The organism is Lysobacter sp. KACC 24251, from assembly GCF_057747755.1.
Genome location: NZ_CM173222.1, coordinates 744,196 through 770,132 on the forward strand (window position 1 = coordinate 744,196; position 25,937 = coordinate 770,132).

At 64.4% G+C, this 25,937-nt stretch carries 30 protein-coding genes and 1 tRNA gene; all 31 read left to right on the top strand.

Features of this window, described 5'->3' with window-relative positions:
• Positions 1-70 precede the first annotated feature (70 nt).
• Positions 71-146: transfer RNA gene (locus AC3ARF_RS03465), tRNA-Trp, on the top strand.
• Between the two features lie 93 nt (positions 147-239).
• A complete protein-coding gene (gene secE, locus AC3ARF_RS03470; RefSeq protein WP_498930311.1) occupies positions 240-617 on the top strand; it encodes a preprotein translocase subunit SecE in 378 nt (125 codons plus the stop codon).
• A 4-nt stretch (positions 618-621) separates the two neighbouring features.
• Positions 622-1,203 carry a transcription termination/antitermination protein NusG gene (nusG, locus tag AC3ARF_RS03475; RefSeq protein ID WP_498930313.1) on the top strand — a complete coding sequence of 194 codons (582 nt, stop codon included), beginning with the start codon at positions 622-624 and terminating at the stop codon, positions 1,201-1,203.
• Between the two features lie 290 nt (positions 1,204-1,493).
• Positions 1,494-1,922 carry a 50S ribosomal protein L11 gene (gene rplK, locus AC3ARF_RS03480; RefSeq protein WP_498930315.1) on the top strand — a complete coding sequence of 143 codons (429 nt, stop codon included), beginning with the start codon at positions 1,494-1,496 and terminating at the stop codon, positions 1,920-1,922.
• A 3-nt stretch (positions 1,923-1,925) separates the two neighbouring features.
• The gene (gene rplA / locus AC3ARF_RS03485) at positions 1,926-2,624 is read left to right on the top strand and encodes a 50S ribosomal protein L1 (RefSeq protein WP_036140055.1); all 699 of its coding nucleotides are present in this window, start codon (positions 1,926-1,928) and stop codon (positions 2,622-2,624) included.
• Positions 2,625-2,994: 370 nt separating this feature from the next.
• On the top strand, positions 2,995-3,522 hold the full coding sequence (gene rplJ / locus AC3ARF_RS03490; RefSeq protein WP_498930318.1) for a 50S ribosomal protein L10: 528 nt from the start codon (positions 2,995-2,997) through the stop codon (positions 3,520-3,522).
• Positions 3,523-3,580: 58 nt separating this feature from the next.
• Complete coding sequence (gene rplL / locus AC3ARF_RS03495) at positions 3,581-3,952, top strand: 50S ribosomal protein L7/L12 (RefSeq protein ID WP_498930320.1); 372 nt, start codon at positions 3,581-3,583, stop codon at positions 3,950-3,952.
• 284 nt (positions 3,953-4,236) lie between these two features.
• On the top strand, positions 4,237-8,388 hold the full coding sequence (gene rpoB / locus AC3ARF_RS03500) for a DNA-directed RNA polymerase subunit beta (protein ID WP_498930322.1): 4,152 nt from the start codon (positions 4,237-4,239) through the stop codon (positions 8,386-8,388).
• A gap of 99 nt (positions 8,389-8,487) precedes the next feature.
• Positions 8,488-12,726: a DNA-directed RNA polymerase subunit beta' gene (rpoC, locus tag AC3ARF_RS03505; RefSeq protein WP_498930324.1), complete on the top strand. Its 4,239-nt coding sequence runs from the start codon at positions 8,488-8,490 to the stop codon at positions 12,724-12,726.
• Positions 12,727-13,013: 287 nt separating this feature from the next.
• The gene (gene rpsL / locus AC3ARF_RS03510) at positions 13,014-13,388 is read left to right on the top strand and encodes a 30S ribosomal protein S12 (RefSeq protein WP_036140069.1); all 375 of its coding nucleotides are present in this window, start codon (positions 13,014-13,016) and stop codon (positions 13,386-13,388) included.
• A 69-nt stretch (positions 13,389-13,457) separates the two neighbouring features.
• On the top strand, positions 13,458-13,925 hold the full coding sequence (gene rpsG, locus AC3ARF_RS03515) for a 30S ribosomal protein S7 (protein WP_036140071.1): 468 nt from the start codon (positions 13,458-13,460) through the stop codon (positions 13,923-13,925).
• Between the two features lie 148 nt (positions 13,926-14,073).
• Positions 14,074-16,191, top strand: a complete 2,118-nt coding sequence (gene fusA, locus AC3ARF_RS03520) for an elongation factor G (protein WP_498930327.1) — start codon at positions 14,074-14,076, stop codon at positions 16,189-16,191.
• A gap of 71 nt (positions 16,192-16,262) precedes the next feature.
• Positions 16,263-17,453 carry an elongation factor Tu gene (gene tuf / locus AC3ARF_RS03525; RefSeq protein ID WP_498930309.1) on the top strand — a complete coding sequence of 397 codons (1,191 nt, stop codon included), beginning with the start codon at positions 16,263-16,265 and terminating at the stop codon, positions 17,451-17,453.
• 467 nt (positions 17,454-17,920) lie between these two features.
• The gene (rpsJ, locus tag AC3ARF_RS03530; RefSeq protein ID WP_036137876.1) at positions 17,921-18,232 is read left to right on the top strand and encodes a 30S ribosomal protein S10; all 312 of its coding nucleotides are present in this window, start codon (positions 17,921-17,923) and stop codon (positions 18,230-18,232) included.
• Positions 18,233-18,242: 10 nt separating this feature from the next.
• Entirely contained in the window at positions 18,243-18,896 is a 654-nt protein-coding gene (rplC, locus tag AC3ARF_RS03535) for a 50S ribosomal protein L3 (RefSeq protein WP_498930330.1), read from the top strand.
• A gap of 13 nt (positions 18,897-18,909) precedes the next feature.
• Positions 18,910-19,515 (top strand): 50S ribosomal protein L4, encoded by a 606-nt coding sequence (gene rplD / locus AC3ARF_RS03540; RefSeq protein ID WP_498930332.1) that lies wholly within the window; start codon positions 18,910-18,912, stop codon positions 19,513-19,515.
• Positions 19,512-19,808, top strand: coding sequence for a 50S ribosomal protein L23 (rplW, locus tag AC3ARF_RS03545; RefSeq protein ID WP_498930334.1), 297 nt, complete (start codon positions 19,512-19,514; stop codon positions 19,806-19,808). The genes rplD and rplW overlap by 4 nt, the downstream gene beginning before the upstream one ends.
• Before the next feature lie 12 nt (positions 19,809-19,820).
• Entirely contained in the window at positions 19,821-20,648 is an 828-nt protein-coding gene (gene rplB / locus AC3ARF_RS03550; RefSeq protein WP_498930336.1) for a 50S ribosomal protein L2, read from the top strand.
• A 6-nt stretch (positions 20,649-20,654) separates the two neighbouring features.
• The gene (gene rpsS, locus AC3ARF_RS03555) at positions 20,655-20,921 is read left to right on the top strand and encodes a 30S ribosomal protein S19 (protein WP_036137865.1); all 267 of its coding nucleotides are present in this window, start codon (positions 20,655-20,657) and stop codon (positions 20,919-20,921) included.
• Between the two features lie 10 nt (positions 20,922-20,931).
• A complete protein-coding gene (gene rplV, locus AC3ARF_RS03560) occupies positions 20,932-21,267 on the top strand; it encodes a 50S ribosomal protein L22 (RefSeq protein ID WP_036137913.1) in 336 nt (111 codons plus the stop codon).
• A 14-nt stretch (positions 21,268-21,281) separates the two neighbouring features.
• Positions 21,282-22,028: a 30S ribosomal protein S3 gene (gene rpsC, locus AC3ARF_RS03565; RefSeq protein WP_498930339.1), complete on the top strand. Its 747-nt coding sequence runs from the start codon at positions 21,282-21,284 to the stop codon at positions 22,026-22,028.
• A gap of 6 nt (positions 22,029-22,034) precedes the next feature.
• Entirely contained in the window at positions 22,035-22,448 is a 414-nt protein-coding gene (gene rplP / locus AC3ARF_RS03570) for a 50S ribosomal protein L16 (RefSeq protein ID WP_498930341.1), read from the top strand.
• Entirely contained in the window at positions 22,448-22,633 is a 186-nt protein-coding gene (gene rpmC, locus AC3ARF_RS03575; RefSeq protein ID WP_498930343.1) for a 50S ribosomal protein L29, read from the top strand. The genes rplP and rpmC overlap by 1 nt, the downstream gene beginning before the upstream one ends.
• An 11-nt stretch (positions 22,634-22,644) precedes the next feature.
• Complete coding sequence (rpsQ, locus tag AC3ARF_RS03580; RefSeq protein ID WP_119719434.1) at positions 22,645-22,914, top strand: 30S ribosomal protein S17; 270 nt, start codon at positions 22,645-22,647, stop codon at positions 22,912-22,914.
• Positions 22,915-22,928: 14 nt separating this feature from the next.
• Entirely contained in the window at positions 22,929-23,297 is a 369-nt protein-coding gene (gene rplN, locus AC3ARF_RS03585; RefSeq protein ID WP_036137852.1) for a 50S ribosomal protein L14, read from the top strand.
• A 15-nt stretch (positions 23,298-23,312) separates the two neighbouring features.
• Entirely contained in the window at positions 23,313-23,627 is a 315-nt protein-coding gene (rplX, locus tag AC3ARF_RS03590) for a 50S ribosomal protein L24 (protein WP_036137850.1), read from the top strand.
• Between the two features lie 11 nt (positions 23,628-23,638).
• The gene (rplE, locus tag AC3ARF_RS03595; RefSeq protein WP_498930346.1) at positions 23,639-24,181 is read left to right on the top strand and encodes a 50S ribosomal protein L5; all 543 of its coding nucleotides are present in this window, start codon (positions 23,639-23,641) and stop codon (positions 24,179-24,181) included.
• 18 nt (positions 24,182-24,199) lie between these two features.
• Positions 24,200-24,505 (top strand): 30S ribosomal protein S14, encoded by a 306-nt coding sequence (gene rpsN / locus AC3ARF_RS03600; protein WP_036137844.1) that lies wholly within the window; start codon positions 24,200-24,202, stop codon positions 24,503-24,505.
• A gap of 111 nt (positions 24,506-24,616) precedes the next feature.
• The gene (rpsH, locus tag AC3ARF_RS03605; protein ID WP_498930348.1) at positions 24,617-25,012 is read left to right on the top strand and encodes a 30S ribosomal protein S8; all 396 of its coding nucleotides are present in this window, start codon (positions 24,617-24,619) and stop codon (positions 25,010-25,012) included.
• A 14-nt stretch (positions 25,013-25,026) separates the two neighbouring features.
• Complete coding sequence (gene rplF, locus AC3ARF_RS03610) at positions 25,027-25,554, top strand: 50S ribosomal protein L6 (protein WP_498930350.1); 528 nt, start codon at positions 25,027-25,029, stop codon at positions 25,552-25,554.
• Between the two features lie 28 nt (positions 25,555-25,582).
• The gene (gene rplR, locus AC3ARF_RS03615; RefSeq protein ID WP_036137835.1) at positions 25,583-25,936 is read left to right on the top strand and encodes a 50S ribosomal protein L18; all 354 of its coding nucleotides are present in this window, start codon (positions 25,583-25,585) and stop codon (positions 25,934-25,936) included.
• Position 25,937 lies beyond the last annotated feature (1 nt).

Below are 25,937 nucleotides of genomic sequence, written 5' to 3' on the forward strand. Positions count from 1 at the left end.
GACCTAGTCGGGAAGCAGGAAAGGGCGATGGCGGCACTGGCCGCCTTCGCTGTTTTCGGAACCAGTCGATACGCCAGTAGCTCAATTGGCAGAGCAGCGGTCTCCAAAACCGCAGGTTGGGGGTTCGAGTCCCTCCTGGCGTGCCACCTGGTAGCGGGCCTGTCCGCAAGAGCCCGGCCCCAGTGGCTGGACTTCCCTCAAGACAACGCGCCCGCCACGGCGGGCGTGCGACGAGTCGGATGAACAGCAACGTTCAACAACCCAATTCCGCCAACGCCGGTGACATCGTCAAGTATGTCGTCGCGATCCTGCTGGTTGCCGCTGGCCTGTTTGGCTACAGCTGGTTCAGCGATTGGGCCGGTAGCCTGCGTGCGCTGCTCGTTGTGGCCGGCCTCGTGGCCGGCGCCGGCGTGTTCATGCTGACCGCCAAGGGCATCCAGACCCGGGAGTTCCTCTCGGAATCCAAGTTCGAACTGCGCAAGGTCGTCTGGCCCACGCGCCAGGAAGCCATGCAGACGACGTGGGTGGTGATGATCGCCGTCGCCGTGCTGAGCCTGATCCTGGCCGGTTTCGACGTGGTCATCCAGGCCGCGGTCAAGTGGCTGCTGGGACGCTGAGGAGATGAGCGACGTGACGAACGAAGGCAACAAGCGCTGGTACGTGGTCCACGCCTATTCCGGCTTCGAGAAGTCGGTGGCGCAGGCACTGCGCGACCGCATCGTGCGCGCCGACATGCAGGACAAGTTCGGCGACGTGCTGGTGCCGACCGAGGAAATCGTGGAGATGCGCTCCGGCCAGAAGCGCCGTTCCGAGCGCAAGTTCTTCCCGGGCTACGTGCTGGTGCAGATCGCCACGCATGACGAGAACGGCATTCCGCGCATGGACAGCGAGAGCTGGCACCTCATCAAGGAAACGCCGAAGGTGCTGGGCTTCATCGGCGGCACCGCCGACAAGCCGCTGCCGATCGCCGACCATGAGGCCGCCACCATCCTGAACCGCGTTCAGGAAGGCGTGGAGAAGCCGCGTCCGAAGGTGCTGTTCGAGCCCGGTGAGATGGTCCGCGTCGTCGACGGCCCGTTCAACGACTTCAATGGCGTCGTGGAAGAGATCAACTACGAGAAGAGCCGCCTGCGTGTCGCGGTGCTGATCTTCGGCCGCTCCACCCCGGTCGAGCTGGAATTCGGGCAGGTCGAGAAGGCCTGACCCTTCGAGGGCCGCCCTGGGGTTGTCGGCGACCGTCGAAACCCCTCGGGGCAGCGGTCCAGTTGGTTGTCCCTTGGAAATCGCGCTGGCCGATCCAGTCGCGTAATGCCCTGCAGTGACACCAAAACCCTGCTATAGTGTGCGGCTCGCTCTCCAGCGCAAGTCGCCGTGGGAGTTGCGGCCGCCTTCGGGCGGCTGCCTGCGCAAGCAAAACGTGATGTCGGGACACGTGATTTTCCCGGCGCGATGGGGAGCCTGACGTCCAGGCGTTCGCACCCGGAGACAGAGAAATGGCTAAGAAAGTAGTCGGTTACATCAAGTTGCAGGTCAAGGCTGGTCAGGCCAACCCGTCGCCGCCGGTCGGTCCGGCGCTCGGTCAGCGCGGCCTGAACATCATGGAGTTCTGCAAGGCGTTCAACGCCGCGACCTCCAAGCTCGAGCCGGGTCTGCCGACTCCGGTCATCATCACGGCCTACTCGGACCGTACCTTCACCTTCGTCACCAAGTCGACCCCGGCCACGGTTCTGCTGAAGAAGGCTGCCGGCATCACTTCCGGCTCCAAGCGCCCGAACACCGACAAGGTGGGCAAGGTCACCCGCGCCCAGCTCGAAGCCATCGCCCAGCAGAAGGAAGCCGACCTGACGGCGGCTGACCTCGAGGCGGCGGTTAAGACGATTGCGGGTTCTGCCCGCAGCATGGGTCTGGTGGTGGAGGGTTAAGACATGGCAATGACCAAGCGCGAAAAGGCCATCAAGGCCGCTGTTGTCCCGGGCAAGTCGTACGCCTTCGAGGACGCGATCAAGATCATCAAGACCGCCACCAAGGCCAAGTTCGTCGAGTCCGTCGACGTTGCCGTGCGCCTGGGCGTGGACGCCAAGAAGTCCGACCAGCAGGTCCGCGGTTCGACCGTGCTGCCCGCCGGTACCGGCAAGTCGGTGCGTGTGGCCGTGTTCGCCCCGGCGGGCGCCAAGGCTGACGAAGCCCTGGCCGCTGGCGCCGAGGCCGTCGGTATGGACGACCTGGCCGAGAAGATGCAGGCCGGCGACCTGAACTACGACGTGGTCATCGCCACCCCGGACGCCATGCGCGTCGTCGGTAAGCTCGGTACCGTCCTGGGCCCGCGCGGCCTGATGCCGAACCCGAAGGTCGGCACCGTGTCCCCGAACCCGGGCGAAGCGGTGAAGAACGCCAAGGGCGGCCAGGTCCGTTACCGCACCGACAAGGCCGGCATCATCCACTGCACCATCGGCAAGGCCGACTTCGAAGACGGCAAGCTGAAGGACAACCTGCAGGCTCTGCTGGCTGACCTGATCAAGGCCAAGCCGGCGACCTCGAAGGGTCAGTACCTGCAGAAGGTGTCGATCAGCTCGACCATGGGTCCCGGCATCACTGTCGACCAGTCGTCGCTGAACCTGAAGTAATTAGGCTTCACGGCAACACGTTGTTCCGCTCCGTTCGCGGGGCGGGTCGGGTCGGGGGTAACCCCGGTCCACGTTTTTGAGGGCACCGCTCCGGCTCCGGTCGGGGCGGCCGCCGTCAAAGACCGCAGGTGCGGTCAGCGCCTACCGGCGACGGGCACGGAAGCTCGACATGGCAGGGAATCGCCGTCGGTGGAAGCGGGGCTGCTTAATCCGGACCTCCGGGTCGACCTGCGTAGATGGTGCCTTCTGGAAAATTTTTCTGGAGTGGCCACCACCGGGATGCCGAAAGGCGTCCCCGATGCCAGGGATTGGTGTCGCCCAGGACCGCACGCGGCAGGAGCCGTAAGCGGAATTCAATTGGAGGAGTGCAATGGCTCTCAATCTGTCCCAGAAGCAAGATGTAGTCGCAGAGGTGGCTGAAATCGCCGCCAAGGCGCACTCCTTGGTCGCAGCCGAGTACGCGGGCACCACGGTCAGTCAGATGACCGCGATGCGCAAGAAGGCCCGCGAAACCGGCGTGTACTTGAAGGTTGTCAAGAACACGCTGGCGTCGCGTGCCGTGGCCGGTACCGAGTTCGAGGTCGTCCAGGACGCCCTGACCGGTCCGCTGCTGTACGCGTTCTCGCTGGAAGAACCCGGCGCTGCCGGTCGTCTGATCAAGGATGCCGCCAAGGGCAACGACAAGCTCAAGCCGCGCCTCGTGTCGGTGGAAGGCAAGCTGCTGCCCGCCGAGCACGTCGACGTGCTGGCGTCGCTGCCGACCCGCGAACAGGCCCTGGCCATGCTGGCCCGCGTCCTGGCCGAGCCGGCCTCGATGTTCGCCCGCGTCGTCAAGGCCGTGGCCGACAAGCAGGGTGGTGGCGAAGAAGCCCCCGCCGAAGCTGCTGCCGAAGCCTGATCCGCGCAAGCGACTCTACTAACCGATTCGTAAGATCAATTTTCCAGAGGTAAATGCAATGTCCCTGTCCAACGAGCAGATCGTCGACGCCATCGCCGCCAAGTCGCTGATGGAAGTGATGGACCTGGTGAAGGCCATCGAAGAGAAGTTCGGCGTCACCGCCGCCGCCCCGGTCATGATGGCCGCCGGTCCGGCTGCTGCCGCTGCCCCGGTCGAAGAGCAGACCGAGTTCAACGTCATCCTGAAGGATGCCGGCGCCAAGAAGGTCGAGGTCATCAAGGCCGTTCGCGCCATCACGGGCCTGGGCCTGAAGGAAGCCAAGGACCTGGCCGAGGCCGGTGGCGTGGTGAAGGAAGGCGCTTCGAAGGAAGACGCCGAGAAGTTCAAGAAGGACCTCGAGGCCGCCGGCGCGACCGTCGAGCTGAAGTAAGCAGTACTTGCGTCGCCGGCCACCACTGGCGACCACCCAAGGCTGGGGCCGTAAGGCCCCGGCCTTTGGCCGTTGTTGAAGTCCTGCGATCGGGCGTGCCCGGCGGCAGGCAGGAAACCCAACCGAGTTGGTAGTTGGAAGCAGCAGCAGAAGGCGTGCGGGTGCCGGCAATACCCGCGGCTTCCAACTGACAGTTCTTCGTTCCCCCAGGGTCGCGGACGCGCGGCCCGCCCGAGGTTCGCGACAGCGGCCCTCGTACAACAAAACCGAGGCGGTAGCTCCCCATGACGACGTACTCGTTCACCGAAAAGAAGCGCATCCGCAAGGATTTCGGCAAGCGCCGTTCCATCCTTGAAGTGCCCTTCCTGCTGGCCATCCAGGTCGACTCGTACCGCGAGTTCCTGCAGGAGAACAAGGATCCGGCCAAGCGTGAGGACAAGGGCCTCCACGCGGCCCTCAAGTCCGTTTTCCCGATCGCCAGCTACAGCGGCAATGCCGCGCTGGAATACGTCGGCTACAAGCTCGGCGAGCCCGCCTTCGACGAGCGCGAGTGCCGTAACCGCGGCCTGTCGTACGGCGCCCCGCTGCGCGTGACCGTGCGCCTGGTGATCTACGACCGCGAGTCGAGCACCAAGGCCATCAAGTACGTGAAGGAGCAGGAAGTCTACATGGGCGAAATTCCGCTCATGACCGACAACGGCACCTTCATCGTCAACGGCACCGAGCGCGTCATCGTCTCGCAGCTGCACCGCTCGCCGGGCGTGTTCTTCGACCACGACCGTGGCAAGACCCACAGCTCGGGCAAGCTGCTGTACAGCGCCCGCATCATTCCTTACCGCGGCTCGTGGCTGGACTTCGAGTTCGACCCGAAGGATGGCCTGTTCACCCGTATCGACCGTCGCCGCAAGCTGCCGGTCACCGTGCTCCTGCGCGCCCTCGGCTACACCAACGAGGAAATGCTGCGCGAGTTCTTCGAGGTCAACACCTTCCACATCGACCCGAAGGAAGGCGTGCAGCTGGAGCTGGTGCCGGAGCGCCTGCGTGGCGAAACGCTCGACTTCGACCTGGCCGATGGCGACAAGGTCATCGTCGAGGCTGGCCGCCGCATCACCGCGCGCCACACCAAGCAGCTGGAAGCCGCCGGCATTGCCGCGCTGGCCGTGCCGGACAGCTACCTGGTCGGCCGCATCCTGTCGCACGACGTGATCGACGCCAACACCGGCGAGCTGCTGGCCAACGCCAACGACGAGATCACCGAGGACCAGCTGGCCAAGTTCCGCAAGGCCGGCGTGGCGTCGGTCGGCACCCTGTGGGTGAACGACCTCGACCGTGGTCCGTACATCTCCAACACCCTGCGCATCGACGCGACCAAGACGCAGCTCGACGCGCTGGTCGAGATCTACCGCATGATGCGTCCGGGCGAGCCGCCGACCAAGGACGCCGCCCAGAACCTGTTCCACAACCTGTTCTTCACCTTCGAGCGCTACGACCTGTCGGGCGTGGGCCGGATGAAGTTCAACCGCCGCCTGGGTCGCAAGGAGACCGAGGGCGCGTCGGTGCTGTACGACAGCAAGTACTACGCCGAGCGCAAGGACGAGGAGTCCGCGCGCCTGCGCGAGCAGTGCACCGGTTCGGACATCCTGGACGTGATCAAGGTCCTGACCGAGATCCGCAACGGCCGTGGCGTGGTGGACGACATCGACCACCTGGGCAACCGCCGCGTGCGTTCGGTCGGCGAAATGGCCGAGAACGTGTTCCGCGTCGGCCTGGTCCGCGTCGAGCGCGCGGTCAAGGAGCGCCTGTCGATGGCCGAGTCCGAAGGCCTGACGCCGCAGGAGCTGATCAACGCCAAGCCGGTGGCCGCCGCGATCAAGGAGTTCTTCGGTTCCTCGCAGCTGTCGCAGTTCATGGACCAGAACAACCCGCTGTCGGAAGTCACGCACAAGCGTCGCGTGTCGGCCCTCGGCCCGGGCGGCCTGACCCGCGAACGCGCCGGCTTCGAAGTGCGCGACGTGCACCCGACCCACTACGGCCGCGTGTGCACCATCGAGACGCCGGAAGGCCCGAACATCGGCCTGATCAACTCGCTGGCCGTGTTCGCCCGCACCAACCGCTACGGCTTCCTCGAAACCCCGTACCGCAAGGTCGTGGACGGCAAGGTCACCGACGACGTCGAGTACCTCTCGGCCATCGAAGAGAATGAGTACGTCATCGCCCAGGCCAACGCGCCGCAGGACGAGAACGGACTGATGACCTCGCCGTTCGTGAACTGCCGCTTCCAGGGTGAAAACCTGCTCAAGCCGCCGAGCGAGATCCACTTCATGGACGTCTCGCCGATGCAGACCGTGTCGGTCGCGGCCGCGCTGGTGCCGTTCCTGGAGCACGATGACGCCAACCGCGCGCTGATGGGCGCGAACATGCAGCGCCAGGCCGTGCCGACGCTGAAGTCGCAGAAGCCGCTGGTCGGTACCGGCATCGAGCGCGCCGTGGCGCGTGACTCGGGCGTGACCGTGAACGCCAAGCGTGGCGGCGTGATCGAGCAGATCGACGCGGGCCGCATCGTGGTCAAGGTCAACGAAAGCGAGATCTCGGGCGAGACCGACGCCGGCGTCGACATCTACAACCTGATCAAGTACACCCGTTCCAACCAGAACACCTGCATCAACCAGACCCCGCTGGTGAAGGTCGGTGACGTGGTGGCGCGAGGCGACGTGCTGGCCGACGGCCCGTCGACCGACATCGGCGAGCTGGCCCTGGGCCAGAACATGCTGATCGCGTTCATGCCGTGGAATGGCTACAACTTCGAAGACTCCATCCTGCTGTCCGAGCGCGTGGTGAAGGAAGATCGTTACACCACGATCCACATCGAAGAACTCACCGTCCAGGCGCGTGACACCAAGCTGGGGCCGGAGGAAATCTCCGCCGACATCCCCAACGTGTCCGAGCAGGCGCTGAACCGCCTCGACCAGTCGGGCGTGGTGTACATCGGCGCGGAAGTGCGTGCCGGCGACATCCTGGTCGGCAAGGTCACGCCGAAGGGCGAGAGCCAGCTGACCCCGGAAGAGAAGCTGCTGCGCGCGATCTTCGGCGAGAAGGCCTCCGACGTTAAGGACAGCTCGCTGCGCGTGCCCCCGGGCATGGACGGCGTGGTCATCGACGTCCAGGTCTTCACCCGCGACGGCATCGAGAAGGACGCCCGCGCACGCCAGATCGAAGAGAGCGAGATCAAGCGCGTCAAGAAGGACTTCGACGACCAGTACCGCATCCTCGAGGCCGCCATCTACGACCGCCTGCGCACGCAGCTGGTGGGCAAGGTCGCCAACGGTGGCGCGGGCCTGAAGAAGGGCGACACCGTCACCTCGCTGGTGCTCGACGGCCTGTCCAAGAAGGACTGGTTTGGCCTGCGCATGAAGGACGACGACGCCATCGAGGCGATCGAGCGCGCGCAGAAGCAGATCGACGTCCACAAGGACGAGTTCGAGAAGCGTTTTGCCGACAAGCGCGCCAAGATCATGCAGGGCGACGACCTCGCCCCGGGCGTGCTGAAGATGGTCAAGGTGTTCCTGGCCGTGAAGCGCCGCATCCAGCCGGGCGACAAGATGGCGGGTCGCCACGGCAACAAGGGCGTGGTGTCGAACATCGTGCCGGTTCAGGACATGCCGTACATGGCCGATGGCCAGACGGTGGACATCGTGCTGAACCCGCTGGGCGTGCCGTCGCGCATGAACATCGGCCAGGTGCTGGAAGTCCACCTGGGCTGGGCCGCCAAGGGCCTGGGCCAGAAGATCCAGCGCATGCTCGAGGCTCAGGCCAAGGTCACGGAACTGCGCAAGTTCCTCGACGACATCTACAACCACGACCGCAAGCTGCACGGCGAGCGCGTTGACCTGACCCAGTTCTCCGATGCCGAGCTGCTGGTGCTGGCCAACAACCTCACCGACGGCGTGCCGATGGCGACCCCGGTGTTCGACGGTGCGGCCGAGGCCGAGATCAAGCGCATGCTGGAGCTCGCCGACCTGCCGACCAGCGGCCAGACCACGCTGTACGACGGTCGCACTGGCGAGGCGTTCGACCGCAAGGTGACCGTGGGCTACATGCACATGCTGAAGCTCAACCACCTGGTCGACGACAAGATGCACGCCCGCTCGACCGGTCCGTACTCGCTCGTCACCCAGCAGCCGCTGGGCGGCAAGGCGCAGTTCGGCGGCCAGCGCTTCGGTGAAATGGAAGTCTGGGCGCTGGAAGCCTACGGCGCGGCCTACACCCTGCAGGAAATGCTGACGGTGAAGTCCGACGACGTGCAGGGCCGCAACCAGATGTACAAGAACATCGTCGACGGCGAGTACGAGATGGTGGCCGGCATGCCGGAGTCCTTCAACGTTCTGGTGAAGGAAATCCGCTCGCTCGCGATCAACATGGAGCTGGAAGAGACCTGATCCAACGGGCAGGGGAGTGCAGCGTGACGCGCGCTCCCCTCGCCAAGCAGTCGGTAATCCACAGCCCCTCGACGAATTCCTCCGGACTGGAGAAAAGAAATGAAAGATTTGCTGAACCTGTTCAACCAGCAGCGACCGGCGCTCGACTTCGACGCCATCAAGATCGCACTGGCCTCGCCCGACCTGATCCGTTCGTGGTCGTTCGGCGAAGTCAAGAAGCCGGAAACCATCAACTACCGCACCTTCAAGCCGGAGCGTGACGGCCTGTTCTGCGCCGCGATCTTCGGCCCAATCAAGGACTACGAGTGCCTGTGCGGCAAGTACAAGCGCATGAAGCACCGCGGCGTGGTCTGCGAGAAGTGCGGCACCGAGGTCACGCTGGCCAAGGTGCGCCGTGAGCGCATGGGCCACATCGACCTGGCGTCGCCGGTCGCGCACATCTGGTTCCTGAAGTCGCTGCCGTCGCGCATCGGCCTGATGCTGGACATGACCCTGCGCGACATCGAGCGCATCCTGTACTTCGAAGCCTACGTGGTGACGGAGCCGGGCCTGACCCCGCTCGAGCGCGGCAACCTGCTGACCGAAGAGCAGTACATGCAGGCCCGCCAGGAGCATGGCGACGACTTCGAGGCTGCGATGGGCGCCGAGGCGGTCTATGACCTGCTGCGCACCATCGACCTGCAGTCGGAGATGGTCACCCTGAAGGAGGAGATCGCCTCCACCGGTTCGGAGACCAAGCTCAAGCGCCTGACCAAGCGCATCAAGCTGGTCGAGGCCTTCCTCGAGTCGGGCAACCGCCCGGAGTGGATGGTCATGACCGTGCTGCCGGTGCTGCCGCCGGACCTGCGTCCGCTGGTCCCGCTGGACGGCGGCCGCTTCGCGACCTCCGACCTGAACGACCTGTACCGCCGCGTCATCAACCGCAACAACCGCCTGCGCCGCCTGCTCGAGCTCAACGCGCCCGACATCATCGTGCGCAACGAGAAGCGCATGCTGCAGGAGTCGGTTGACGCCCTGATGGACAACGGCCGTCGCGGCCGCGCCATCACCGGCACCAACAAGCGCCCGCTCAAGTCGCTGGCCGACATGATCAAGGGCAAGCAGGGCCGTTTCCGCCAGAACCTGCTCGGCAAGCGCGTGGACTACTCGGGCCGTTCGGTCATCGTGGTCGGTCCCTACCTCAAGCTGCACCAGTGCGGCCTGCCGAAGAAGATGGCGCTGGAGCTGTTCAAGCCCTTCATCTTCGCCAAGCTGCAGCGCCGTGGCCTGGCCACGACGATCAAGGCCGCCAAGAAGCTGGTCGAGCGCGAAGAGGCCGAGGTGTGGGACATCCTCGAAGAGGTGATCCGCGAGCACCCGGTGCTGCTGAACCGCGCCCCGACCCTGCACCGCCTCGGCATCCAGGCGTTCGAGCCGGTGTTGATCGAAGGCAAGGCGATCCAGTTGCATCCGCTCGTCTGTACGGCTTTCAACGCCGACTTCGACGGTGACCAGATGGCCGTCCACGTGCCGCTCTCGCTGGAAGCCCAGCTGGAAGCGCGCGCGCTGATGATGGCGTCCAACAACATCCTGTCGCCCGCCAACGGCGAGCCGATCATCGTGCCGTCGCAGGACGTCGTTCTGGGCCTGTACTACATGAGCCGCCAGCTCGTGGGCAAGAAGGGCGAGGGCATGGTGTTCGCCAACGTCGCCGAAGTGAAGCGCGCGTACGACACCAACGACCACGACGGCAAGCGGGTGGTCGAACTGCACGCCGCCATCAAGGTCCGCATCACCGAGAAGGTGAAGAACGAGGACGGCACCTTCGAGCAGAAGACCTCCATCGTCGACACCACCGTGGGCCGGGCCCTGCTGCGCGAGATCCTGCCGGAAGGCCTGCCGTTCGCGCTGGCCAACGTCGAGCTGACCAAGAAGAACATCAGCCGCCTGATCAACTCCTGCTACCGCATGCTCGGCCTGAAGGACACGGTGGTGTTCGCCGACAAGCTGATGTACACCGGCTTCGCGTTCGCGACGCGTGCCGGCGTGTCCATCGGCATCGACGACATGACCATCCCGGACGAGAAGAAGGACATCCTGGCCGAGGCGGAAGCCGAAGTGCTGGAAATCCAGGAGCAGTACCAGTCCGGCCTGGTCACCGCCGGCGAGCGCTACAACAAGGTGGTCGACATCTGGTCGCGCACCAACGAGCGCGTGGCCAAGGCGATGATGGACACCATCGGCACCGAGAAGGTCGAGAACGCCAAGGGCGAGGTCGTCGACCAGAAGTCGATGAACTCGATCTACATCATGGCTGACTCCGGCGCGCGTGGTTCGCAGGCGCAGATCCGCCAGCTGGCCGGCATGCGCGGCCTGATGGCCAAGCCGGACGGCTCGATCATCGAAACGCCGATCACCTCGAACTTCCGCGAAGGCCTGAACGTCCAGCAGTACTTCATCTCGACCCACGGCGCCCGTAAGGGCCTGGCGGATACCGCGCTGAAGACCGCGAACTCCGGTTACCTGACCCGCCGCCTGGTCGACGTGGCGCAGGACGTGGTCATCACCGAAACCGATTGCGGCACGGTCGAAGGCCTGATGATGACCCCGATCGTCGAAGGCGGCGACGTGGTCGAGCCGCTGCGCGACCGCGTGCTGGGTCGCGTCGTGGCCGAGGACGTGTTCCTGCCGGGCAACGACGAGGACCCGATCGTCACCCGCAACACGCTGCTCGACGAAGCCTGGGTGCAGAAGCTGGAAGATGCCAGCGTGCAGGCCATCAAGGTCCGCTCGACCATCACCTGCGAAAGCTCGTTTGGCGTGTGCTCGCACTGCTACGGTCGCGACCTCGGCCGCGGCCACCTGGTCAACCACGGCGAAGCGGTCGGCGTCGTCGCCGCGCAGTCGATCGGTGAGCCGGGTACCCAGCTGACCATGCGTACGTTCCACATCGGTGGTGCGGCTTCGCGTGCGGCTGCGATCGACAACGTGACGGTCAAGACCACCGGTTCGATCAAGTACAACAACCTCAAGTTCGTCGAGCACAACCAGGGCCATCGCGTGGCCGTGTCGCGCTCGGGTGAACTGTCGGTCCTCGACCCGCACGGCCGTGAGCGCGAGCGCTACAAGCTGCCGTACGGCGCCACCGTCAGCGTCAAGGATGGTGCCGAGATCAAGGCTGGCCAGACCGTGGCCAACTGGGATCCGCACAACCACCCGATCGTGTCGGAAGTCGCCGGTTTCATCCGCTTCATCGACTTCGTCGATGGCGTGACCGTGATCGAGAAGACCGACGAACTGACCGGCTTGGCCTCGCGCGAGATCACCGATCCGAAGCGTCGTGGCTCGGCTGCAAAGGACCTGCGCCCGATCGTCCGCATCGTCGACAAGAACGGCAAGGACCTGCAGATCCCGGGTACCGACCTGCCGGCGCAGTACCTGCTGCCGCCGCGCTCGATCGTCAACCTGCAGGACGGCGCCCCGGTGGGCGTGGGCGACGTGGTCGCCAAGATCCCGCAGGAAGCGTCGAAGACCCGCGACATCACCGGTGGTCTGCCGCGAGTGGCTGACCTGTTCGAGGCCCGCAAGCCGAAGGATCCGGCGGTGCTCGCCGAGCGTTCGGGTATCGTCAGCTTCGGCAAGGACACCAAGGGCAAGCAGCGCCTGATCATCCGCGACACCGACGGGAACGAGCACGAAGAGCTGATCCCGAAGTACCGCCAGATCATCGTGTTCGAAGGCGAGCACGTGGAGAAGGGCGAGACCGTGGTGGACGGCGAGCCGAGCCCGCAGGACATCCTGCGCCTGCTGGGTGTCGAGCCGCTGGCTGTGTACCTGACCAAGGAAATCCAGGACGTCTACCGCCTGCAGGGCGTGAAGATCAACGACAAGCACATCGAGGTGATCGTTCGCCAGATGCTGCGTAAGGTCGAGATCACCGAGCAGGGCGACAGCAAGTTCCTGCACGGCGAGCAGGTCGAGCGCCAGCGCCTGGTCGAGGAGAACGCCCGCGTACTGGCCCGCAACGAGATGCCGGCGAAGTTCGATCCGGTCCTGCTGGGCATCACCAAGGCCTCGCTGGCAACCGAGTCGTTCATTTCGGCGGCCTCCTTCCAGGAAACCACCCGCGTCTTGACCGAGGCGGCCGTCCGCGGCACCCGCGACAACCTGCGTGGCCTGAAGGAAAACGTGATCGTCGGTCGCCTGATCCCGGCGGGTACCGGCCTGGCGTACCATAGCCAGCGCCGCAAGAACGCCTCGGGCCTGACCGACTCCGAGCTCGAGATGCTGGCCGGCCCGGCCGTGACCGAAGTGGCCGAAGCCGCCGATGTCGCGGGCGAGGACTCCACGACCGAGTAAAACCGGGTATAATCTCGGCGTTAACCCGGGCGGTGCCGTAACGCACCGCCCCAGATCACCAAATGAGGTCGCAGGAAGCGCCTCGTGTTGGGCCCAGGACGGGCGGGATCGCAGATTTTCCGGTGGCCGGCCTTTCGGGGTCGGAGTCCGGATACTGGTTTAGTCCGCGTTGACGGTAACGTCCGGCGCGGGCTATACTTTTTCGTCTCGGTTGGCCGGAAGCATCCGGCTGGCCGTTCGTTTTTCCCGCGGAGGCCTTCCCGGCCCCCTCACCACAAGAGCTCCAGATGGCGACTATCAATCAGCTGGTGCGCAAGCCGCGCAACCCTGAAACCTACAAGAGCGCTTCCCCGGCGCTGGCGAACTGCCCGCAGCGTCGTGGCGTTTGCACCCGCGTGTACACCACCACCCCGAAGAAGCCGAACTCGGCGATGCGCAAGGTGGCCAAGGTGCGCCTGACCAACGGTTACGAAGTCATTTCGTACATCGGCGGTGAAGGCCACAACCTGCAGGAGCACTCGGTGGTGCTGATCCGCGGCGGTCGTGTGAAGGACCTGCCGGGCGTGCGTTACCACACCGTGCGTGGCTCGCTCGACGCCGCCGGTGTCGCCAAGCGCCGCCAGCGTCGCTCCAAGTACGGCGCCAAGCGTCCGAAGTCCTAAGCGACGGCTCTCACAGCGTGGCTCGCTCCGGCGGGCTGCCCGATCAAGATTTGACGAAAGGTACGCAACATGTCGCGTAAAGGCTCCACCCCCCAGCGTTCGGTCCTGCCCGATCCCAAGCACGGCAGCGAGACGATCGCCCGCTTCATCAACATGGTCATGCAGAGCGGCAAGAAGTCGATCGCTGAAAAGATCGTCTACGGCGCCATGGACGTGATCGGCGAGAAGAACCCGAATGCGCTCGAGCTGGTCGAGAAGGCGCTCGGCAACGTGTCGCCGTCGGTCGAGGTCAAGTCCCGCCGCGTCGGCGGTGCGACCTACCAGGTCCCGGTCGAAGTGCGTTCGTCGCGCCGTATGGCGCTGGCGATGCGCTGGCTGATCGAGTCGGCCCGCAAGCGTGGCGAGAACAGCATGCCGCGCAAGCTGGCTGCCGAACTGATCGACGCCTCGGAAAACCGTGGCGGTGCGATCAAGAAGCGCGAAGAAACCCACCGTATGGCGGACGCGAACAAGGCGTTCGCGCACTACCGCTGGTGATGGACCGCCCCGCAGGCTGAGAGGTCGCGGGGCGCCCACGGCGCAGACAAGCGCTGACGCGGCGGCGATACGCCGTCACGCGAACCGGAGGCCGCCCACAAGGCGGCGTCCGGCCATCTGGAATTCACAAAACTTACGAGAGGGTCCCGTGGCTCGCACCACTCCCATCGAGCGTTACCGCAACTTCGGCATCATGGCCCACATCGATGCCGGCAAGACCACCACGTCGGAACGCATCCTGTTCTACACCGGCGTCAGCCACAAGATCGGCGAAGTGCACGAAGGTGCCGCGACGATGGACTGGATGGAGCAGGAGCAGGAGCGCGGCATCACCATCACCTCCGCCGCGACCACCGCGTTCTGGAAGGGCATGGACAAGTCGCTGCCCGAGCACCGCTTCAACATCATCGACACCCCGGGCCACGTCGACTTCACCATCGAAGTCGAGCGTTCGCTGCGCGTGCTTGACGGTGCGGTGTTCGTGCTGTGCGCCGTGGGTGGCGTGCAGCCGCAGTCGGAGACCGTGTGGCGTCAGGCCAACAAGTACTCCGTGCCGCGCATGGCGTTCGTCAACAAGATGGACCGCACCGGCGCCAACTTTGACAAGGTCGTCGAGCAGCTGAAGTCGCGCCTGGGCGCGTACGCCGTGCCGATGCAGGTGCCGATCGGCGCCGAAGACGGCTTCGAAGGCGTGGTCGACCTGCTGAAGATGAAGGCCATCCACTGGGATGTCGCCTCGCAGGGCACCACCTTCGAGTACCGCGACGTCCCGGCCAACCTGGCTGACAAGGCCGCCGAGGCGCGTGCGTTCATGGTCGAGGCCGCCGCCGAGGCGTCCGAAGAGCTGATGGACAAGTACCTCAACGAGGGCGAGCTGTCCGAGGCCGAGATCATCGCCGGCCTGCGCGAGCGCACCCTCCGCGTTGAGATCGTCCCGGTCTTCTGCGGCACCGCGTTCAAGAACAAGGGCGTGCAGGCCATGCTCGACGGCGTGATCAACCTGCTGCCGTCGCCGGCCGACCGTCCGCCGGTCCAGGGCATCGACGAGGACGATAAGGAAGACACCCGCAAGGCGTCCGACACCGAGCCGTTCTCGGCGCTGGCGTTCAAGATCATGACCGACCCGTTCGTCGGTTCGCTGACCTTCTTCCGCGTCTACTCGGGCGTGCTCAACTCCGGCGACCAGGTGTACAACCCGGTCAAGTCGAAGAAGGAGCGCGTGGGCCGCATCCTGCAGATGCACGCCAACCAGCGTGACGAGATCAAGGAAGTGCGCGCTGGCGACATCGCCGCGGCCGTGGGCCTGAAGGACGTCACCACCGGTGACACCCTGTGCGCCCAGGACCACATCATCACCCTGGAGCGGATGACGTTCCCGGAGCCGGTGATCTCCATGGCGGTCGAGCCCAAGACCAAGTCGGACCAGGAAAAGATGGGTATCGCCCTCGGCCGTCTGGCCCAAGAAGACCCCTCGTTCCGCGTGCGCACCGACGAGGAATCGGGGCAGACCATCATCGCCGGCATGGGCGAGCTGCACCTGGATATCCTCGTTGACCGCATGAAGCGCGAGTTCAACGTCGAGGCCAACGTCGGCAAGCCGCAGGTGGCGTACCGCGAGACGATCCGCAAGTCGGACGTCAAGTCGGATTACAAGCACTCCAAGCAGTCCGGTGGTAAGGGTCAGTACGGTCACGTCGTGATCGAGCTGTCGCCGATGACCGAAGCCGACAAGGCCAACCCCGATGTCGAGAACGACTTCCTGTTCGTCAACGACATCACCGGCGGCGTGATTCCGAAGGAATTCATTCCTGCGGTCGAGAAGGGCCTGCGCGAAACCATCACCAGCGGCCCGCTGGCCGGCTACCCGGTCGTGGGCGTCAAGTGCAAGCTGGTGTTTGGTTCGTACCATGACGTCGACTCGTCGGAAATGGCGTTCAAGCTCGCCTCGTCGATGGCGTTCAAGCAGGGCTTCGCCAAGGCGGATCCCGTGCTGCTCGAGCCGATGATGAAGGTCGAGATCGTCACCCCCGAGGACTACGTCGGTGACGTCATGGGCGACGTGAGCCGCCGTCGCGGCCTGCTGCAGGGCCAGGACGACAGCCCGTCGGGCAAGATCATCGCCGCGATGGTCCCGCTGGGCGAAATGTTCGGTTACGCGACGTCGCTGCGTTCGATGTCGCAGGGCCGCGCGACGTTCACGATGGAATTCGATCACTACGCCGAAGCTCCGAGCAACATCGCCGACGCGGTCATCAAGAAGGGCTGAGACCGGGCCGGCTGAGGCCGGCCCTGGCTCTACCAAGAATCAACAGTTTCCAAAATTAGAGGTATAGGACAATGGCAAAGGGTAAGTTCGAGCGCACCAAGCCGCACGTGAACGTGGGCACCATCGGTCACGTTGACCACGGCAAGACCACGCTGACCGCGGCGCTGACCAAGGTGGGCGCGGAGCGTTTTGGTGGTGAGTTCAAGGCATACGACGCGATCGACGCGGCGCCGGAAGAGAAGGCGCGCGGCATCACGATCTCGACCGCGCACGTGGAATACGAGTCCCCGACCCGTCACTACGCGCACGTGGATTGCCCGGGCCACGCCGACTACGTGAAGAACATGATCACCGGTGCCGCCCAGATGGACGGCGCGATCCTGGTGTGCTCGGCCGCTGACGGCCCGATGCCGCAGACCCGCGAGCACATCCTGCTGTCGCGTCAGGTCGGCGTGCCGTACATCGTCGTGTACCTGAACAAGGCCGACATGGTGGACGACGCCGAGCTGCTCGAACTGGTCGAGATGGAAGTGCGCGAGCTGCTGACCAAGTACGACTTCCCGGGCGACGACACCCCGATCATCCACGGCTCGGCCCGCCTGGCGCTGGAAGGCGACCAGTCGGAGATCGGCGTGCCGTCGATCCTGAAGCTGGTGGAGGCGCTGGATACCTTCATTCCGGAGCCGGAGCGCGACATCGACAAGCCGTTCCTGATGCCGGTCGAGGACGTGTTCTCGATCTCGGGCCGCGGCACCGTGGTGACCGGTCGCATCGAGCGCGGCATCATCAAGGTCGGTGACGAAATCGAAATCGTCGGTATCCGTCCGACCCAGAAGACGACGGTGACCGGCGTCGAGATGTTCCGCAAGCTGCTGGACCAGGGCCAGGCAGGCGACAACGCCGGTCTGCTGCTGCGCGGCACCAAGCGTGATGACGTCGAGCGCGGCCAGGTGCTGTGCAAGCCGGGTTCGATCAAGCCGCACACCGAGTTCGAGGCCGAGGTGTACGTGCTGTCGAAGGACGAGGGCGGCCGCCACACCCCGTTCTTCAAGGGCTACCGTCCGCAGTTCTACTTCCGCACCACCGACATCACTGGCGCCTGCCAGCTGCCGGAAGGCGTGGAGATGGTGATGCCGGGCGACAACGTCAAGATGGTCGTGACGCTGATCAACCCGGTGGCAATGGACGAAGGCCTGCGCTTCGCGATCCGCGAAGGCGGCCGCACCGTCGGCGCCGGCGTCGTCGCCAAGATCCTCAAGTAAGAAAAGGGGCCGGGCGCGCGCGAGTGCGCCCGGTCCCACTTCAGGCAACCCCGCCCAAACGGGGCTGCCTGGGTGAAACAGGCCTCCAGCGTTCCTGAAACTTCCGCGGCAGGTGTGCTTGCACCGGCTGTGGATATCCGGTTAGAATGCAAGACCACCGCGGAACTTCGCTCATGCGAAGCGCCGCAACCAGCGAAATGAGGGGCAGGACGCGCCTCGTATTCGCCAGACAGGGATATGTCGCACGGCGAGCTCCGTACGTTCCGGGCCTTCGGGCTTCCAAGGAACGCTAAACGGGGCCATTCGTGCGTTCTGCTCAGTCTGGGCGGGTCGGGAAACCGATCTGCCTTTGTTTTTCCAAGCAAGGAGGCTCCGGGGCGAGGGTGTAGCCCCGGGGTGTTTGCGTTTTCATGGGGTTCGGCACACCCAGAGGCCGGCCTGTCGCTCTTTAACGAAGGAATACCGTCATGGCGGACCAAAAGATCCGAATTCGGCTGAAGGCGTACGATCATCGTCTGATCGATCGCTCGGCCAGCGAGATCGTTGAGACGGCCAAGCGTACCGGTGCCCAGGTCAAGGGCCCGATCCCGCTGCCGACCAAGATCGAGCGTTACACCATTCTCGTTTCGCCGCACGCCGACAAGGATGCGCGCGACCAGTACGAGACCCGCACGCACAAGCGCGTGCTCGACATCGTCGACCCCAACGACAAGACCGTGGACGCGCTGATGAAGCTCGAGCTCGCGGCGGGCGTTGACGTCCAGATCAAGCTGACCTGAGGCCACCACCATGACCGCGAAGAAGTATTCGTTGGGCATCGTCGGTCGCAAGGCCGGCATGAGCCGTTTCTTCACTGAAGACGGCAAGTCGGTTCCGGTGACCCTGATCGAGGCGACCCCGAACCGCATCACCCAGATCAAGACCCAGGACACCGACGGCTACAGCGCCGTGCAGGTGACCGTGGGTGTCAAGCGCGCCGCGCTCGTCAACAAGCCGGCAGCCGGCCACCTCGCCAAGGCGAAGGTCGAAGCCGGTCGTGGCCTGTGGGAGTTCCGCGTGGCCGACGACCTGATCGGTGGCTTCGAAGTGGGCGGCGAGATCAAGGCCGACATCTTCGAAGTTGGCCAGACCGTCGACGTCCAGGGCGTGACCAAGGGCAAGGGCTTCCAGGGCACCATCAAGCGCTGGAACTTCACCATGGGCGACGCTACCCACGGTAACTCGCTGTCGCACCGCGCACCGGGCTCCATTGGTCAGCGCCAGACCCCGGGTCGCGTTTTCCCGGGCAAGAAGATGGCCGGTCACATGGGCGCCGTGCAGCAGAGCACCCAGGGCCTGGAAGTGGTCAAGGTCGACGCCGAGCGTGGCCTGATCGCCGTCAAGGGCGCGGTGCCGGGCGCTCCGGGTGGCGACGTGATCGTCCGTCCGACGAGCAAGGCATAAGGAGACGATGACGATGGAACTCGCCATCAATAACAGCAGCAAGACCGTCTCGGTCTCCGACGAGATCTTCGGCCGCGAATTCAGCGAAGACCTGGTCCACCAGGTGGTCGTTGCCTACCGCAACGCCGGTCGCGCCGGTACCAAGGCGCAGAAGACCCGTGCGGAAGTCAACGGCACGACCAAGAAGTCGAAGAAGCAGAAGGGCGGCGGTGCGCGTCATGGCGCGCTGACGGCTCCGATCTTCGTCGGTGGCGGCGTGACCTTCGCGGCCAAGCCGCGCAGCTTCGCGCAGAAGGTCAACCGCAAGATGTATCGCGCCGCGATCGCCGCGATCCTGTCCGAGCTCAACCGCCAGGGCCGCATCATGGTCGTCGAGAACTTCGAGCTTGACGCTCCGAAGACCTCGGGCCTGATTGCCAAGCTCAAGGGTCTGGAAGTCGGCCAGCGTCCGCTGATCGTCACCGAAGACGCCACCGAGAACCTCTACCTCTCGGCGCGCAACCTGCCGTACGTCCAAGTGCGTGACGTCCAGGGCCTGGATCCCGTTTCCCTCGTGGGTGCGGATACGGTCGTGGTCACCGCCGACGCGGTGAAGAAGATCGAGGAGTGGCTGGCATGAACGACGCCAAGCTCTACAACGTCATCCGTGCGCCGCGCGTGTCCGAAAAGACCGCGCGCGTTCAGGAAGTTTCCAACCAATACGTCTTCGAAGTCGCGACGGACGCTACCAAGGCCGACATCAAGGTCGCCGTGGAAAAGCTGTTCGACGTCAAGGTTGAAGCGGTCAACGTCGTGAACGTCAAGGGCAAGACCAAGTCCTTCAAGTTCCGCGAAGGTCGCCGCAACGACTGGCGCAAGGCGTACGTGACGCTGGCCGAAGGCCAGTCGATCGACGTGATGGCCAAGGCCTGAGGATAGATACCCATGGCATTGATGACTTTCAAGCCCACTTCGCCCGGCCGCCGCAGCGCGGTCCGCGTGGTGACGCCGGACCTGCACAAGGGTGCGCCGCACGCGCCGCTCCTTGAGAAGCAGAACAAGACCGGTGGCCGCAACAACTATGGCCGCATCACCACCCGCCACATCGGCGGTGGCAGCAAGCAGCACTACCGCATCATCGACTTCAAGCGCGACAAGGTCGGCATCCCCGCCCGCGTCGAGCGCGTCGAGTACGATCCGAACCGCACCGCGCACATCGCACTGCTGTGCTACGTGGACGGCGAGCGTCGTTACATCATCTCGCCGAAGGGCCTGAAGGCCGGCGACCAGGTGATTGCGGGCCGTGATGCTCCCATCCGTACCGGCAACACCCTGCCGCTGAGCAACATCCCGGTGGGCACCACGGTGCACTGCGTCGAGATGAAGCCGGGCAAGGGCGCGCAGCTGGCCCGTGCGGCCGGTGCCGGCGTCTACCTGGTCGCGCGCGAGCACGGCTATGCCACCCTGCGCCTCCGCTCCGGCGAAATGCGCAAGGTGCCGGTCGACTGCTGCGCCACCATCGGCGAAGTCGGCAACGACGAGCACAGCCTCGAGAAGCTGGGCAAGGCCGGTGCGAAGCGTTGGCGCGGCGTCAAGCCGACCGTCCGCGGTGCGGCCATGAACCCGGTCGATCACCCGCACGGCGGTGGTGAGGCCAAGGCCGGTCAGGGTAACCCGCACCCGGTCACCCCGTGGGGTGTCCCGACCAAGGGTTACAAGACCCGTAAGAACAAGCGCACCCAGCAGTTCATCGTGCGCGATCGTAGGAGCTAATCGGCCATGGCACGTTCACTCAAGAAGGGCCCGTTCATCGATCACCACCTCGCCAAGAAGGTGGAGACCGCGGGCAACAACAAGAAGCCGATCAAGACCTGGTCGCGTCGCTCGACGATCCTCCCCGAGATGATCGGTTTCACGATTGCCGTGCACAACGGCAAGAACCACATCCCCGTGCTTGTCAACGAGAACATGGTTGGCCACAAGCTCGGCGAGTTCGCCCTGACCCGTACGTTCAAGGGTCATGGCGGCGACAAGAAGTCGAGGTAAGGAGATGACCATGGAAGCGAAAGCCATCCTGCGCACCGCGCGCATCTCCCCGCAGAAGGCCCGTCTGGTCGCTGACCAGGTTCGTGGCCTGTCGGCTGAACGCGCCGTCAACCTGCTGAAGTTCTCGGACAAGAAGGCTGCCCACATGATCCGCAAGGTCGTGGAGTCCGCCATCGCCAACGCCGAGAACAACCAGGGCGCTGACATCGACGAGCTCAAGGTCAAGACCATCATGGTGGACGAGGGTCCGACGCTTAAGCGCTTCATGGCGCGAGCGAAGGGCCGCGGCACCCGCATCCTCAAGCGCACCAGCCACATTACTGTGGTCGTGGGCGCGGGCAAGTAAGGCGGAGTCAGACAATGGGTCACAAAGTTCATCCGACTGGCATCCGCCTGGGCATTGCCAAGGACTGGAATTCCAAGTGGTTTGCCAACAAGAAGCAGTACGCCGAGTTCCTGGCTGCTGACCTGAAGGTCCGCGAGATGCTTCGCAAGAAGCTGGCGCAGGCTGGCATCTCGAAGATCTTCATCGAGCGTCCGGCCAACAACGCCCGCGTCACGATCCACACCGCCCGCCCGGGCGTGGTGATCGGCAAGCGTGGCGAGGACATCGAGAAGCTGCGCAAGGAAGTGTCGCAGGTGATGGGCGTTCCGGCGCACATCAACGTGACCGAGGTCCGCAAGCCGGAGCTCGACGCGCAGCTGGTCTCGGAGTCGATCGCGCAGCAGCTGGAGCGTCGCATCATGTTCCGTCGCGCGATGAAGCGCGCGGTCGGCAATGCGATGCGCCTGGGCGCGCTGGGCATCAAGGTCAACGTCGCTGGCCGCCTCAACGGTGCGGAAATCGCCCGTTCGGAGTGGTACCGCGAAGGCCGCGTGCCGCTGCACACCCTGCGTGCCGACATCGACTATGGCTTCGCTGAAGCCAAGACGACCTACGGCATCATCGGCATCAAGACGTGGGTCTACAAGGGCGAGATCTTCGATTTCTCCCAGGTTGGCCAGGAAAAGCAGGACGACGCCGCTCCGCGCGCTGAGCGCGGTGACCGTGGCGACCGTCGTGATCGCAACGACCGTCCGGCCCGTCCGGCCCGCGAAGCGAGGTAATCCATCATGTTGCAACCCAAGCGAACCAAGTACCGCAAGGTACACAAGGGCCGCAACGAAGGCCTGAGCTGGAGCGGTAACGCCGTCAGCTTCGGCGAGTTCGGCCTGAAGGCGACCGCGCACGGTCAGCTGACCGCGCGCCAGATCGAGGCTGCACGCCGTTCCATCAGCCGTTACGTCAAGCGTGGCGGCAAGATGTGGATCCGCGTGTTCCCCGACAAGCCGATCACCAAGAAGCCGATCGAAGTCCGAATGGGCTCCGGTAAGGGCAACGTCGAGTACTGGGTGGCCCTCATCCAGCCCGGCCGCATGATCTATGAGATCGAGGGCGTCAGCGAGGAAGTGGCACGCGAGGCGTTCCGCCTGGCCGCTGCCAAGCTGTCGGTGACCACCACTTTCGTTACCCGTACGGTGCGCTAATGGAACTCAAGCAATTGCGCGTGAAGTCGGCGGACGAGCTGAAGTCCCATCTGCTGGACCTCCAGAAGGAGCAGTTCGCCCTGCGTATGCAGAAGGCGACTGGCCAGCTCGCCAAGACCCATGACGTCCGCCGTGTGCGCCGCGAGATCGCTCGCGTGAACATGCTGCTGGGCGATAAGAAGTAAGGACCCAAGCCATGACCGACAACAATACAGAGAAGGCGCTGCGCACGGTTGAAGGCCGGGTTGTCAGCAACAAGATGGACAAGACCGTCACCGTGCTCGTCGAGCGCCAGGTCAAGCACGCGCTGTACGGCAAGTACATCCGTCGCTCGACCAAGCTCCACGCCCACGACGCCGACAACGCCTGCAAGGAAGGCGATGTCGTGCGCGTGAAGGAGATTGCGCCGATGTCCAAGACCAAGAACTGGAGCGTGGTTGAGATCGTCAGCCGCGCCGCCGAGTAAGAGGAGAGCTAACCATGATCCAGATGCAAAGCTACCTCGACGTGGCCGACAATTCCGGTGCCAAGGAAGTGATGTGCATCAAGGTGCTCGGCGGCTCCAAGCGCCGTTACGCCGCGATTGGCGACATCATCAAGGTCACCGTCAAGGACGCGATCCCGCGCGGCAAGGTCAAGAAGGGCGACGTCTACGACGCCGTCGTGGTCCGCACCCGCAAGGGCGTGCGTCGTCCGGACGGCTCGCTGATCCGTTTCGATGGCAACGCGGCCGTGCTGCTGAACAACAAGCAGGAGCCGATCGGCACCCGTATCTTCGGGCCAGTGACACGCGAGCTGCGCTCCGAGAAGTTCATGAAGATCGTCTCGTTGGCACCTGAAGTGCTCTGAGCGGAGGAATAGAGAATGAACCGTATCCGCAAGGGCGACCAGGTCGTCGTCATCTCCGGCAAGGACAAGGGCAAGAAGGGTGATGTGGTGCGCGTGGCCGGCGACAAGGTCGTCGTGTCCAACATCAACATCATCAAGCGCCACACCAAGCCGAATCCGCAGGCTGGCCAGCCGGGCGGCGTGGTCGAGCGCGAAGCGCCGATCCACATTTCCAACGTGATGCTCTTCAATCCTGCCACTGGCAAGGGTGAGCGCGTCGGTTTCAAGGTGCTGGAGGATGGACGCAAACTGCGTGTGTTCCGCTCCAGCGGTGAGGCGGTTGACGCCTGAGGAATGCATAAATGATCACCCGGCTTGAAAAGTTCTACCAGGAAGAAGTGGTTCCGCAGCTGACGAAGAAGTTCGGCTACAAGAACCCGATGGAAGTGCCGCGCCTCGTCAAGGTCACGCTCAACATGGGCGTGGGCGAAGCGGCGACCAACAAGAAGGTGCTCGAGAACGCCGTGGCCGACATGACCAAGATTTCGGGTCAGAAGCCGCTGGTGACCAAGACCCGCGTCTCGGTCGCGTCGTTCAAGATCCGCGACGGTTGGCCGATCGGCTGCAAGGTGACCCTGCGTCGCGCCAAGATGTTCGAGTTCCTCGACCGCCTGATCAACATCTCGCTGCCGCGCGTCCGCGACTTCCGCGGCGTGTCTGGTCGCGCGTTCGACGGCCGTGGTAACTACAACATGGGCGTCAAGGAACAGATCATCTTCCCGGAAATCGACTTCGACGCCGTCGACGCGATCCGCGGCATGGACATCGCGATCACCACGACCGCGAAGACCGATGCCGAAGCAAAGGCGCTGCTCGAAGCCTTCCGTTTCCCGTTCCGTAACTGATACTCGAGGACTGACACAATGGCCAAGACCTCCATGGTCAACCGCGAGATCAAGCGGGCCAAGCTTGCCAAGCAGCACGGCGAGAAGCGCGAAGCGCTGAAGAAGATCATCTCCAGCCCGACCGCCTCTTACGAGGACAAGATGGACGCCGCGACCAAGCTGCAGAAGCTGCCGCGCGATTCGTCCCCGTGCCGCCAGCGCACCCGTTGTGCGCTGACCGGTCGCCCGCGTGCCGTCTACTCCAAGTTCGGCCTGGGCCGCAACAAGCTCCGCGAAGCCACCATGCGTGGCGACGTCCCGGGCCTGCGCAAGGCCAGCTGGTAAACCCCGGCTGGTTCTTGTACTATTGCGAGTTCCCCGCCTCCGGGCGGGGAACTCGTTGTTACAACTGAATTCGCATACCGCGGATATCGGTGCACTCATAAGGAAACATCCATGAGCATGACTGATCCCATCGCCGACATGCTGGTTCGCATCAAGAATGCGGCCGCTGTTCGGAAGCAGACGGTGAAGATGCCGTCGTCCAAGATCAAGGCCGCGATTGCCACCGTTCTGAAGAACGAGGGCTACATCGCCGACTTCCGCGTGACCCAGGACGGCGCCAAGGCCGAACTGGAAGTCGTGTTGAAGTACTTCGAAGGCAAGCCGGTGATCGAGCGCCTCCAGCGCTACTCCCGCTCGGGCCTGCGTCAGTACCGCGGAAAGAGCGATCTGCCGAAGGTCCTGGGCGGCCTCGGCGTTGCCATCATTTCCACCTCGAAGGGCATCATGACCGATGCGCAGGCGCGCCAGCAGGGCGTCGGCGGTGAAGTCCTGTGCTTCGTGGCTTAAGGGAGAACTGAACCATGTCCCGCGTTGCCAAGAAGCCCGTCGCCCTGCCGAAGGGCGTTGAACTGACCATCCAGGCCGATTCGATCGCCGCCAAGGGCCCGAAAGGCACCCTGTCGATCGCCAAGCCTGCCGCGATCGAGCTGAAGATTGAAGACGGCCACGCCGTGTTCACGACCGAGGATGCCGCGCTGATCCCGCTGACCGGCACCCTGCGCGCCATCCTCGCCAACATGGTGAAGGGCGTGTCTGAAGGCTTCGAGCGCAAGCTCGAGCTGGTGGGCGTCGGTTACCGTGCCGCCATGCAGGGCAAGGACCTGAACCTGTCGCTGGGTTTCTCGCATCCGATCCTGTTCCCGGCGCCGGAAGGCATCACCATCGCCACCCCGACCCAGACGGAAGTCGTGGTCTCGGGCGCTGACAAGCAGCGCGTGGGCGAGGTTGCCGCCAAGATCCGCGGTTTCCGTCCGCCGGAGCCGTACAAGGGCAAGGGCGTGAAGTACGCCGGCGAAGTCATCATCCGCAAGGAAGCCAAGAAGGCCTAATCGGCTTTCAGCTTCTGGAGACAAGAGCATGAACAAGAACATTGCCCGCCTGCGTCGCGCCAAGTCGACCCGTGCACACATCCGCGAACTCGGCGTGCCGCGCCTGTCGGTGCTGCGCACCGGCCAGCACCTGTACGCCCAGGTCTTCACCGCCGACGGTTCCAAGGTCCTGGCTTCGGCCTCGACCGTGCAAGCCGACGTCAAGGAAGGCCTGAAGAACGGCAAGAACGCCGACGCCGCCGCCAAGGTGGGTCGCATGGTTGCCGAGCGTGCCAAGGCCGCAGGCATCGAGAAGGTCGCCTTTGACCGCTCGGGCTACCGTTACCATGGTCGCATCAAGGCGCTTGCCGATGCTGCCCGTGAAGGTGGTCTGCAGTTCTGAT

What these genes read in the sequence shown, in the direction of transcription:
- secE (WP_498930311.1), top strand. Translation starts at nt 240, where the DNA reads ATGAACAGCAACGTTCAACAACCCAATTCCGCCAACGCCGGTGACATC.
- nusG (WP_498930313.1), top strand. Translation starts at nt 622, where the DNA reads ATGAGCGACGTGACGAACGAAGGCAACAAGCGCTGGTACGTGGTCCAC.
- rplK (WP_498930315.1), top strand. Translation starts at nt 1,494, where the DNA reads ATGGCTAAGAAAGTAGTCGGTTACATCAAGTTGCAGGTCAAGGCTGGT.
- rplA (WP_036140055.1), top strand. Translation starts at nt 1,926, where the DNA reads ATGGCAATGACCAAGCGCGAAAAGGCCATCAAGGCCGCTGTTGTCCCG.
- rplJ (WP_498930318.1), top strand. Translation starts at nt 2,995, where the DNA reads ATGGCTCTCAATCTGTCCCAGAAGCAAGATGTAGTCGCAGAGGTGGCT.
- rplL (WP_498930320.1), top strand. Translation starts at nt 3,581, where the DNA reads ATGTCCCTGTCCAACGAGCAGATCGTCGACGCCATCGCCGCCAAGTCG.
- rpoB (WP_498930322.1), top strand. Translation starts at nt 4,237, where the DNA reads ATGACGACGTACTCGTTCACCGAAAAGAAGCGCATCCGCAAGGATTTC.
- rpoC (WP_498930324.1), top strand. Translation starts at nt 8,488, where the DNA reads ATGAAAGATTTGCTGAACCTGTTCAACCAGCAGCGACCGGCGCTCGAC.
- rpsL (WP_036140069.1), top strand. Translation starts at nt 13,014, where the DNA reads ATGGCGACTATCAATCAGCTGGTGCGCAAGCCGCGCAACCCTGAAACC.
- rpsG (WP_036140071.1), top strand. Translation starts at nt 13,458, where the DNA reads ATGTCGCGTAAAGGCTCCACCCCCCAGCGTTCGGTCCTGCCCGATCCC.
- tuf (WP_498930309.1), top strand. Translation starts at nt 16,263, where the DNA reads ATGGCAAAGGGTAAGTTCGAGCGCACCAAGCCGCACGTGAACGTGGGC.
- rpsJ (WP_036137876.1), top strand. Translation starts at nt 17,921, where the DNA reads ATGGCGGACCAAAAGATCCGAATTCGGCTGAAGGCGTACGATCATCGT.
- rplC (WP_498930330.1), top strand. Translation starts at nt 18,243, where the DNA reads ATGACCGCGAAGAAGTATTCGTTGGGCATCGTCGGTCGCAAGGCCGGC.
- rplD (WP_498930332.1), top strand. Translation starts at nt 18,910, where the DNA reads ATGGAACTCGCCATCAATAACAGCAGCAAGACCGTCTCGGTCTCCGAC.
- rplW (WP_498930334.1), top strand. Translation starts at nt 19,512, where the DNA reads ATGAACGACGCCAAGCTCTACAACGTCATCCGTGCGCCGCGCGTGTCC.
- rplB (WP_498930336.1), top strand. Translation starts at nt 19,821, where the DNA reads ATGGCATTGATGACTTTCAAGCCCACTTCGCCCGGCCGCCGCAGCGCG.
- rpsS (WP_036137865.1), top strand. Translation starts at nt 20,655, where the DNA reads ATGGCACGTTCACTCAAGAAGGGCCCGTTCATCGATCACCACCTCGCC.
- rplV (WP_036137913.1), top strand. Translation starts at nt 20,932, where the DNA reads ATGGAAGCGAAAGCCATCCTGCGCACCGCGCGCATCTCCCCGCAGAAG.
- rpsC (WP_498930339.1), top strand. Translation starts at nt 21,282, where the DNA reads ATGGGTCACAAAGTTCATCCGACTGGCATCCGCCTGGGCATTGCCAAG.
- rplP (WP_498930341.1), top strand. Translation starts at nt 22,035, where the DNA reads ATGTTGCAACCCAAGCGAACCAAGTACCGCAAGGTACACAAGGGCCGC.
- rpmC (WP_498930343.1), top strand. Translation starts at nt 22,448, where the DNA reads ATGGAACTCAAGCAATTGCGCGTGAAGTCGGCGGACGAGCTGAAGTCC.
- rpsQ (WP_119719434.1), top strand. Translation starts at nt 22,645, where the DNA reads ATGACCGACAACAATACAGAGAAGGCGCTGCGCACGGTTGAAGGCCGG.
- rplN (WP_036137852.1), top strand. Translation starts at nt 22,929, where the DNA reads ATGATCCAGATGCAAAGCTACCTCGACGTGGCCGACAATTCCGGTGCC.
- rplX (WP_036137850.1), top strand. Translation starts at nt 23,313, where the DNA reads ATGAACCGTATCCGCAAGGGCGACCAGGTCGTCGTCATCTCCGGCAAG.
- rplE (WP_498930346.1), top strand. Translation starts at nt 23,639, where the DNA reads ATGATCACCCGGCTTGAAAAGTTCTACCAGGAAGAAGTGGTTCCGCAG.
- rpsN (WP_036137844.1), top strand. Translation starts at nt 24,200, where the DNA reads ATGGCCAAGACCTCCATGGTCAACCGCGAGATCAAGCGGGCCAAGCTT.
- rpsH (WP_498930348.1), top strand. Translation starts at nt 24,617, where the DNA reads ATGAGCATGACTGATCCCATCGCCGACATGCTGGTTCGCATCAAGAAT.
- rplF (WP_498930350.1), top strand. Translation starts at nt 25,027, where the DNA reads ATGTCCCGCGTTGCCAAGAAGCCCGTCGCCCTGCCGAAGGGCGTTGAA.
- rplR (WP_036137835.1), top strand. Translation starts at nt 25,583, where the DNA reads ATGAACAAGAACATTGCCCGCCTGCGTCGCGCCAAGTCGACCCGTGCA.